We start from the raw sequence: 11,482 nt of genomic DNA, 5'->3' as shown, positions 1-11,482 counted from the left end.
CGCCTTCTATGTGGGGACAGGGAACCCCCCCCACCCTCCCCCCCCCCCCCCCCCCCCCCCCCCCCCACCCCCCCCCCCCCCCCCCTCCCCCCCCCCCCCCTCGACGTTTGCGTTCCCCGGCGTAACGCTCAGGCCCCTCGCTCCGGCCGTGCGGACAGCCACTGCGCCATGGCCTCCCACGCCGCTCCCAGCATGTCGGGCCTCGCCATGTCCGAGTGTCCGCAGGGAAGCCTGACGGTCGTGGCCTGCCGGGTGAGGTAGGGCTGCCACAGGGCCTCGAACGAGAAGTCCGCCGGTTTCCCTTCTTCCGCGATGAGCAGCAGTGTGTCTCCGCCGAAGGTTCCGTAGACATGACGGTCCATCAGCGTCGCGTTGTTGTCGAACACCCGCACCAGCAGCACGACTTCGTCGTCGTCGACTCCGCCCAGCACCGGGCCGAGTTCAGCACGGACGCGCTGCGCCAGGCGCGCCGGTCCGTCGGCTCCACCACTCCGGGGAGTCGCGGCGCCCGTTCCCGGAATCGGCGGGTACGCGTCCATGAGGACCAGCGACACCTCTTCGCCCTCGGCCTCGAGCCGCACCGCGATCTCGTGTGCGGGAGTTCCGCCGAAGGACCAGCCCACGAGGTGGTACGGACCCGACGGCTGCAGAGCGCGAATGCGGTCGACGTAGTCGGCGGCCATGTCGGCGACCGAGACCGCCGGCTCCCCGGAGCCTTCGAGACCTCGTGCCTGGAGACCGTACAGCGGGTGCTCCTGGGGAATGAAGCGGGCGAACGGCATGTAGCACCAGCTCAGCCCGCCCGCGGGGTGGACGAAGAAGAACGCCGGTTCGGTGCCACCGGTCCGGATCGGCAACACTCCGTCGAGGGCGTCCCGCACCGACGCCAGGCTGAACGTCCGCATCAGCCGCGCCGGCGTCGGATTGGTGATCAGGGTGCGCAGCGACACGGTGACGCCCTTGCCCCGCAGCCGCTCCACCAGCGAGACCGCCATGAGCGAGTGGCCGCCGAGAGCGAAGAAGTCGTCGTCGACACCGACCGCCGGCACGCCCAGGACCTCGGCGAACGTCTCGCACACCAGGGCTTCGAGCGCACCCGAGGCGCCCCGGCCCGGCGAGGGTTCCCCGGCAGTCCCCGCGGCGAAGTCGGGAGCGGGCAGGGCTCTGCGATCCACCTTGCCGTTCACCGTCAGGGGCAGGGAGTCCAGGACGGTCACCGAGGACGGCACCATGTAGTTCGGCAGCCATACGGCCGCGAACTCCCGCACCGACCCGGCCAGCGCGCCCGGATCGGCGTCACCGGCCGCAGGGACGACATAGGCGACCAGTCGCTTGCCGCCCTGGGGGTCCTCGTGCACGACAACGGCCACCTGGCTCAGTTGCGGATGACCGTCGAGCACCTTCTCGATCTCGCCCGGCTCAATCCTGAAGCCACGGATCTTCACCTGGTCGTCCGTGCGGCCGGCGAACTCCAGGTTTCCGTCCGCCGCCCACCGGACCCGGTCACCCGTCCGGTACATGCGCTCACCGGCGGCACCCAGCGGGCAGGCCACAAAGCGCTCCGCCGTCGGGCCGGGCCGCCCCAGATACCCCCGCGCCAGACCCGCACCGGCCAGGTACAGCTCGCCGACCACCCCGACCGGCACCGGGTTGAGGGAGGCATCGAGCACGTAGGCACGGGTGTTGGCGATCGGGGCGCCGATCGGCACCGTGCCCGACTCCGGTCCGGGGCGGCAGCGCCACGCGGTGGCGTCCACCGTCGTCTCCGTGGGGCCGTAGGTATTGAACATCACCCGCCCCGCCGACCAGCGCTCCACCACCTCGGGCGGACATGCCTCGCCCCCCACCTCGAGGACGACTCCGGTCCCGATCGCCCCGTCAGGCACCGTCGCCAGGACCGCAGGAGGCAATGTGGCGTGGGTGACCGACTGGTCGGTCATGAACTCGGCCAGTTCCGCACCGAGCCGCCGGTCCTGGGGCACGACCACCAGGGCCGCTCCCGACAGCAGGGCCAGCGACCACTCCGAGCAGAAGTTGTCGAAACCGACCGACGCGAACTGCGCCACCCGGTGGCCCGGTTCCACACCGAACCTCGCGTGGCTCGCCGACAGGTTGGCGAACCCCGCGTGCGAGACGACCACACCCTTGGGCCGGCCGGTCGAGCCGGAGGTGTAGATGACGTAGGCCGCGTTCTGCTTGCGCGGCGGCGCCAGCGGGTCCGCGTTCCGCAGGTCCCCCACGTCCGGTGTCCCGGGCGCGTCCAGCACCAGCAGCGGTACGTCGCAGTCCTGCGGCACCCCCCGCCCGCAGCGTGACGTGGTCAGGATGCAGGCGGGCCTGGCGTCGTCGAGCGTGTAGACGACTCGTTCGACGGGATAGTCGGGATCGATGGGCAGGTAGGCGCCGCCGGCCTTGATCACCGCGAGGATCGCCACGATCAGCTCGACGGAACGCTCGGCGAGTATCGCCACCACCGACTCCGGGCCCACGCCGTGCTCCGACGCCAGACGGCGGGCCAGTCGGTTCGCCCGCACCTCCAGCTCGCCGTACGTCAGTTCAGCACCGTCGCACACGATCGCGAGGGCGTCCGGTGTCCGGGTCGCCTGTGCCGCGAACAGCTCCGGCACCGTGGCCGCCTGAACTCGCGTGTCGGGGCCGCTCCACTCCGTCAGCATGCGGCGCTGCTCGACCTCGTCGAGCACGTTCACCGCGGCGAGCCCGCTCTCCGGGCTGTACTCCAACGTGGTCACCAGGTTGTCCAGGCAGGTGTGCAGGAGCCGGCACACCGCCTGTCCGTCCACCGACTTCACCGCTTCCACGGTCAGCCCGAACCCGGCCCCGAGATCGTCCACCGAAACGGCGACCGGGTAGTTGGTGGCGTCCCGGGCGAACACCATCTGGATGCCCCTGGGCGCGGCACCGTCTTCCTTGCGGGACTCCGTACTCGGGCGCTGACTGTGCCGGAAGTTGAAGATCGAGGTGAAGAGCGGGCTGCCGCCGGGTACGCCGCTGGCCTGCTGGGCCAGCGTCAGCGGCGCGTGCTCGTGCACCAGCAGCTCCGCCAGCTGGTTCCGGAGGCCTTCCAGCGCCTGTCCGACACCGGCGGCGCCGACGCGGACCCGTACGGGCAGGGTGTTGAGGAAAAGACCCGGTACCCGGTCCGCGCCGGTTCCGGCGTTCATCCGCCCGAACAGCACCGTGCCGAAGACGACATCGTCGCGTCCGCTGACCGTGGCCAGCACCCTCGCCCAGGCCAGGTGGAACACGGTGGCCGGACTCACGCCGAGTGACCGGGCGACGTCGCGGACCCGCCGGCCGACCTCGTCGTCGACGCCCAGGTGGGAGCGTACGACCCCGCTGCCGTCACCATGCACGTCCAGCAGACCGTACGGGGCGGTGGTCTCCTCCACGTCTCCCAGCAGCTCGGCGAAGTACCGCTCGTGCTCCTCGCGGCTCACGCCCAGGCGGGCCTGCGCGACGAAGTTCCGGAAGGGCACCGGCTCGGGCAGCGAGTCCTCGCGCCCCGACAGGAACGCGCCCATCTCGTGCAGCAGGACATCCTGTGTGGTGTGGTCCTGGACCAGGTGATGCATCCGCAGCAACGCCAGCCAGCCGCCGTCCTCACCCGGTTGTGCGGCGGTGTGGACATCGATCAACGGCGCGCGCCCCGTATCCAGGCTCGGCCCGGCCGCCGCGATCAGCTGCTCCACCGCGGCAGGGCCTTCGGCGGTCAACTCCACGGATGCGATGGGCAGTTCGGCCCGGCGGACCACGACCTGAACCGGCTCGCGCAGGTCCTTCCACAGGATCGCGGTGCGGTAGATGTCGTGCCGGTCCACCACTCGCTGCAACGCGCGGAGGAACGCGTCCAGGCGCTCCCGCGAGTCGAAGCGGATGACTCGCGGTGCCGCGTACACGTCCGTGCCACCGTCCGTCTGCAGCAGGTGGTGGAAGAGGATGCCTTCCTGCAGCGGGGCGAGCGGGTAGACGTCGGCGATGTTGGCCGCGCCGCCCGGTATCCGCGCGACGATGTGCGCCAACTCGGACTCGTCCAGATCGATCAGCGGCAACATGTCCGCAGTGATGCGCTCAGCATCGTGCGGGATGCGGTTCTCCGGAACCACGACCGCGTCCGGAGCCGCCACCGCCGCCAGGCCCGCGGGGGTCGGGGTCTGGAACAGGGCCCGTACGGAGACGGACACACCGCGGCCGCGGAGTTGCTCGACCAGTGAGACGGCCAGCAGGGAGTGGCCGCCCAGCGTGAAGAAGTCGTCGTCCACGCCGACCGTGGGCAGGCCCAGGACCTGGGCGTAGGCCTGGCAGAGGATCTCTTCCTGCACCGTCGCGGGCGCACGCCCCGTGCCCGTCGTCGCCGCCGCACCGTAGTCCGGGGCCGGCAACGCCTTGCGGTCCAGCTTCCCGTTGCCGGTCAGCGGAAGCTCCGGCAGCACGATCACCGCGGAGGGGACCATGTACTCCGGCAACCGCGCGGCGACAAACTCCTTCACCGCTGTGGCCAGTGCGGCAGTGTCCATGTCGTCCTCGGCGTCGGTGACGACGTAGGCGACCAGACGGACATCACCCGGGCTGTCCTCACGAGCGACCACCGCCGCTTGGAGGACCAGCGGGTGCGCGGCCACGACCGCCTGGACCTCGCCGGGCTCTACCCGGAACCCACGGATCTTCACCTGCTCGTCCGCACGCCCGGCGAACACCAGCCGCCCATCGGCCGACCAGCGAACGCGGTCCCCCGTCCGATACATCCGCTCACCCGAACCACCAAACGGGCACGCGACGAACCGCTCCCCCGTCAGCCCGGGCCGGCCCACATACCCCCGCGCCACCTGCGCACCGGCCACATACAGCTCGCCCACCACACCCACCGGCACCGGCTTCAGACCCGCGTCCAACACATAGGCCTGCGTGTTCGCCACCGGGGAGCCCACCGGGACCACCCCGGACGCCGCCTGCTCCGCAGTCAACTGGGTGGTCGTGACACCGACTGTGGTCTCGGTCGGCCCGTAGTGGTTGAACAGCGTGCGCTCTGCGCCGGCGGTTCCCAGGAGCTCGCTCACCAGATCGGCGGAGGCCGCCTCACCGCCCAGGACCAGGGACCGTACCGAGGCCACCGACGCCACACCCAACGCCGCCACATGCGAGGGCACCGCCTTCAGGAAATCGATCCCCCGCTCCACCAGATAAGCCGCGACCGCGACCGGGTCGGTCACCAACTCCTCGTCGATGAAGTGCAGTTCACCCCCGCCGGTCAGACTCGCGAAGACCGTCGTGTTCGCCAGGTCGGTGGCCTGGCCCTGGAGCACCGCATACCGGCCAGGGCTGCCGAAGCCGACCCGCTCGGGCACCGAAGCGACGTAGTTCGACAGGCCCCCGTGCGTGACCGCCACACCCTTCGCACGCCCCGTCGAACCCGACGTGTACACCACATACGCCGCCTGCCCCGGCAGGATCTCCACGCCCGGTGCCGTCTCAGGAGCCGCCGCCAGCTGCATCGCCGTGAGGGTGTCGTCGATGGCGACCAGGCGATGACGACCCACCGGGAGGTCTTCGAGGATCTCCTCCGTGGTCAGCGTCAGTACCGCCCCACTGTCCCGCAGCACGAACGCCACCCGCTCCGCAGGCTGACCCACATCCACCGGGACATAGGCCGCCCCCGCCTTCCACACCCCCAGCATCCCGACGAGAGTCTCCACACCCCGCGGCAGACACAGCCCCACCACCGACTCCGTGCCCACGCCCTGCAACCGCAGATAGTGCGCCAGCCGATTCGCCCGCACCTCCAACTCCCCGAACGACACCGACTCATCCCCCTGCACGACCGCCACCGCACCCGGCGACCGAGCAGCCTGCCCCTCGAACAACCCCAGCACCGACACCCCAGGCAGCCTCACCGCCGTGTCGTTCCACTCCACCACCACACGATGCCGCTCAGCCCCGTCAACAACTTCCATGGCGTTCAGCCGTGTCGAGGGGTTCTGGACGACCTGGGACAGCAGCAGGTTCAGTGCGCCCGCTATCCGGGCGACCGTGCCGGGCTCGAACAGGTCAGCCGCCCCCGTCACCACCCCGCCGATACCCGCCGGAGCACCATCCGGGCCGAACCGCTCACCCACCAGCACCGACACATCGAACTTCGCCCCCACCCGCCCCAACGGCAACGCACTGCCCCGCAGACCCGACACCCCCGGCGCCGCCCCACCCACACCCGCCGCCGACACCGTGTCCTGCATCGTCAAAATGACCTGGAACAACGGATGCCGAGCCGCCGAACGAGCCGGCGCCAACTCCTCCACCAACCGCTCGAACGGCACATCCTGATGCCCGAACGCGGCCAGACTCGTCTCCCTCACCCGCTCAAGCACCCGCACGAACGTCGGATCACCCGACAGATCCGTACGGATCACCAGCGTGTTGACGAAACAACCCACCAGCTCGTCCAGCGCCTCGTCCGTACGGCCGGCGATCGCCGAGCCGATCGGGATGTCCGTGCCCGCACCCAGCCGCGACAACGTCACCGCCACCGCGGCCTGGAGCACCATGAACACCGTCACACCCTCGGCACGGGCCATCTCACGCAACCGCGCATGCACCCCGGCCGGCACCTGCAGCCCCACCGCATGCCCCTCATGCGAAGCAACCACAGGACGCGACCGGTCATAGGGCAGCGCCAGCTCTTCCGGAGCCCCGGCCAGCACCTCACGCCAGAACCCCACCTGACGCGACAACACACTCCCGGGGTCACTCTCCTCACCGAGCAACTCCCGCTGCCACAACGCGTAATCCGCGTACTGCACCGGCAACGACGCCCACACCGGCGCCCGACCCTCACACCGCGCCGCGTACGCAGACGTCAGATCACGCTCCAAAGGAGCAGACGACCACCCATCACTGGCTATGTGATGCACTACAACTGTCAGCACGTGATCATCCGATCCCACGGCGAACAGATGTGCCTGGACGGGGATTTCCTCAGCAAGGTCAAATGCGTACCCTGCCGCTTCCGCCACCGCCTCGCCCAGCTCCTCCACGCTCACATCGGTGACGGTCAGCGAGAACCCGGTCTCCTCGACCGGCAGGATCCGCTGATACGGCTCACCGTCGGCGACCGCGAACACCGTCCGCAGCACCTCATGGCGCTCCAGCACATCGCGGAGGGCTTCCTCCAGCGCCTGCTGGTCCAGTGCCCCGGTCAGCCGCACACCGATCGGGATGTTGTAGGTCGCACTCGGGCCTTCCAGCTGACCGATGAACCACAGCCTGCGCTGCGCATACGACAGCGGCACCCGCTGCGGACGTACCCCCGCCACCAACGCCGGACGCGCCACTTCGGCCTGACCCAGCCTCGCCGCAAGCCCCGCCGGCGTCGACGCCTCGAACAACGTCCGCAGCGCCACCTCCACACCCAGCACTGCACGCACCCGACTCACCAAACGCGTCGCCAGCAGCGAATGCCCACCCAACGCGAAGAAGTCGTCCTCGACACCCACCTGATCCAAGCCCAGTACCTGCGCGAACGCCTGGCACAGAATCTCCTCCTGCACGGTCGCCGGCGCACGACCGCCGTCAGCCCCCGTGTACGCGGGAGCAGGCAGTGCCTTGCGGTCGAGCTTGCCGTTCACCGTCAACGGCAACGCATCCACAGTCACGACGGCCGACGGCACCATGTACTGCGGCAACCGCTCAGCCACGAAGTCACGCAGCTCGGACTCCGCCACGTCCCCCACCACATACGCCACCAGACGCCTGTCACCGGGAACGTCCTCACGGGCGATCACCGCTGTCTGTGTGACCTGGGGATGCGCGGCCAGCACCGCCTCGACCTCACCGGGCTCGATGCGGAACCCCCGGACCTTCACCTGCTCGTCCGCACGCCCCAGATACTCCAGCCGGCCCCCAGCCGACCACCGCACCACATCCCCCGTCCGATACATCCGCTCACCCGAACCACCGAACGGGCATGCGACGAACCGCTCACCCGTCAGCCCCGGACGACCCACATACCCCCGCGCCACACCCGCACCCGCCACATACAACTCCCCCGCCACACCCACCGGCACCGGCCGCAACGCACCATCCACCACGTAAGCGCGCGTGTTCGCGATCGGTGCGCCGATCGGCACGGACTGCGTGTCCTCGGGCAGCTCCGGAATGGCGTAGGTGCAGGCGAACGTGGTGGTCTCGGTCGGCCCGTACCCGTTCACCACCCGCAGTCCCGGCACCGCGGTCTGCGCGTCTCGCACATGCCGCGACGACAACGCCTCGCCGCCGACCAGCACCCGTGCCAGTCCCGCCAGCGCACTCGGGTCCTCATCGACGACCGTGTTGAAGAGCGCAGCGGTCAACCACAGGTTGCGGATGCCCTTACTCGAGATCAACGACCTGAGCTCCGGAATGCCCACTGCCCCAGGAGGAGCGATCACCAGGCGGCCACCGTGCACCAGCGCGCCCCACAACTCGAAGGTCGAGGCGTCGAACGCCAGCGGCGCCAGCAGGAGGTGCACATTCTGCTCGCTGAACTCGGCGTACTCCTGACCCCACACCAGCCGCACCACGGCGCGGTGCTCCACCATCACGCCCTTGGGCAGCCCCGCCGATCCGGACGTGAACATCACATAGGCGGCGTCATCCGCGGCGACGGCTACTGCCGGATCGTCACTCGGGAAGGCTTCATCGACGCTCTCGACCGGTACGACCACGCCACGGAAGTCCGTCAGCAGATCGGCCAGTGCCCCTTGGCTGACGATGACCTGGACATCGGCGTCGCGCATCATGGACGCCAACCGGGCGGAGGGATAGTCCGTGTCCAGCGGAACGTAGCCCGCACCGGCCTTCCACACGCCCAACAGCGCGGCTACCGCATCGGGGCCGCGCTCAAGGCACACTCCCACCAGCGAACCCCGGCCCACACCGGCCGCGATGAGCGCGTGCGCGATCTGGTTGGCTCGCGCGTTCAGCTCCCGATACGAGAGCTTCGCGTTCCCGAACTCCACCGCCACGGCGTCCGGACGCAGCCGCGCCTGTCCGGCGACCAAGGTGTGAACACCCTGCTTCGGCAACTCGGTTGTGGTGTCGTTCCAGTCTTCGAGGAGTCGGCTCTGTTCGCTCTGGTCGAGGATGTCCACTGCCGACAGGAGGCCGTCGGGGTCGTCCTCAAGCGTGCTCACCAGGTTGTCGAGGCAGGTGTGCAGCAGCCGGCACACCGCCTGCCCGTCCACCGGGCCCACCGCGTCCACGGTCAGCCCGAACCTGGACTCCAGGTCGTCCACCGCCATGGTCACCGGATAGTTCGTCACCTCACGCATGGACACCGTGACAATGCCCCTGGGCGCGCTGCCGGCTTCCGGTGCGGGGGCCGCTTGCGGGCGCTTGCCGTGCCGGTAGTTGAACAGTGAGGTGAACAGCGGGCTGCCGTTCGGGATCCCGCTGGCCTGCTGCGCCAGCGTCAGCGGAGCGTGCTCGTGGACCAGCAGTTCCGCCAGCTGGTTGCGCACGCCCTCCAGCGCGCTGCCCACCCCGACCGCGTCGACACGGACCCGCACGGGCAGGGTGTTGATGAACAGCCCCGGCACCCGGTCCGCGCCGGTTCCGGCGTTCATCCGCCCGAACAGCACCGTCCCGAACACGACATCATCCCGGCCACTGACCGTCGCGAGCACTCTCGCCCACGCCAGGTGGAACACGCTGGCCGGACTCACGCCGAGTGACCGTGCGACGTCGCGGACCCGCCGGCCGACCTCCTCATCAACCCGCAGGTGAGAACGCACGACACCGCTGCCGTCCCCGTGCACGTCCAGCAGACCGTACGGGGCGGTGGTCTCCTCCATATCCCCCAGCAGACCGGCGAAGTACCGCTCATGTTCCTCACGGCTCACACCCAGCCGTGCCTGCGCGACGAAGTTCCGGAACGGCAACGGCTCGGGCAGCGAATCCTCCCGCCCGGACAGGAAAGCTCTCATCTCGTCCAGCAGGACATCCTGCGTGGTGTGGTCCTGGACCAGGTGATGCATCCGCAGCAACGCCAGCCAAGCACCGTCCTCACCCCGCTGTACGGCGGTGTGGACGTCGATCAACGGGGCACGGTCGGTGTCCATGCTCGACCCGGCCACCGCGATCAGCTGCTCCACCGCGGCCGGGCCTTCGGCGGTCAACTTGACGTGAGTTATGGGCAGTTCGGCCTGACGGACCACGACCTGGACCGGCTCACGCAACCGCTCCCACACGATCGCCGTGCGGTAGATGTCGTGCCGGTCCACCACCCGCTGAAGAGCGCCGAGGAACGCATCCAGACGCTCACGCGAGTCGAACCGCAGCACCCGCGGCACCACATACGCATCCGCACCACCGTCCGCCTGCAACAGATGATGGAAGAACAAACCCTCCTGCAAAGGCGCCAAGGGATACACATCAGCGATGTTCGCCGCGCCACCGGGTATCTGCCCGACGATGTGCGCCAACTCGGACTCGTCGAGATCCACCAGCGGCAGCATGTCCGGAGTGATGCGCTCAGCACCCTCGGGGATCCTGTTCTCCGGAACAACGACTTCATCCGGAGCCGCCACCGCAGCCAGCCCTGCGGGTGTCGGCGTCTGGAACAGCGCCCGCACGGAGACGGACACACCCCGACCGCGCAACCGCTCCACCAGCGACACCGCCAGCAGGGAATGCCCACCCAGCGCGAAGAAGTCGTCGTCCACACCCACCGCGGGCAGGCCCAAAACCTCCGCGAACACCTGGCACAGGATCTCCTCCTGCACCGTCACCGGACCACGACCCCCACCCGCCATGAACTCGGGAGCCGGCAACGCCCTGCGATCCAGCTTCCCGTTCACCGTCAACGGCAACGCGTCCAGAGTCATGACGGCCGACGGCACCATGTGCTCCGGCAACCGGGCAGCCGCGAACGCCCTCACCCCGGAGGCAAGGTCGCCCGCGTCGTCGTCCCCGTCCGTCGGTACGAGGTAGGCGACCAGGCGGACATCGCCGGGCGTGTCCTCTCTGGCGATCACCGCAGCTCGCGCCACCTGAGGGTGCGCGGCCACCACCGTCTCGATCTCGCCCGGCTCGACACGGAACCCGCGGATCTTCACCTGCTCGTCCGCACGGCCTTCGAAGGCCAGCCGTCCCTCAGCCGTCCAGCGCGCACGGTCTCCCGTCCGGTACATCCGCGCACCCACCGCACCGAACGGGCACGCGACAAAGCGCTCCGACGTCAGCCCCGCACGATTCAGATAACCCCGCGCCAGACCCGCACCCGCCACATACAACTCCCCCACCACACCCACCGGCACCGGCCGCAACCACTCATCCAGCACAAACACCCGCAAATCAGGAAGCCCCACCCCGATCACACCACCACAAGCACCCGAGCCCACCTCCGCACTCTCCAACGGGAAATACGAGACATGCACCGTCGTCTCCGTAATCCCATACATATTCACCAACCGCGGCCCCCCACCCCCATGCC

At 69.5% G+C, this 11,482-nt stretch carries 1 pseudogene; it reads right to left on the bottom strand.

The features are described from left to right. Positions 1 to 128: 128 nt before the first annotated feature. Positions 129 to 11,459, bottom strand: a pseudogene (locus ACZ6I3_RS26260) (amino acid adenylation domain-containing protein); the annotation flags it as partial. Between the last annotated feature and the right edge of the window lie 23 nt (positions 11,460 to 11,482).

The sequence above is a fragment of the Streptomyces sp. NPDC041940 genome (assembly GCF_055589465.1).
This window is presented reverse-complemented; position numbering and strand designations above follow the sequence as displayed.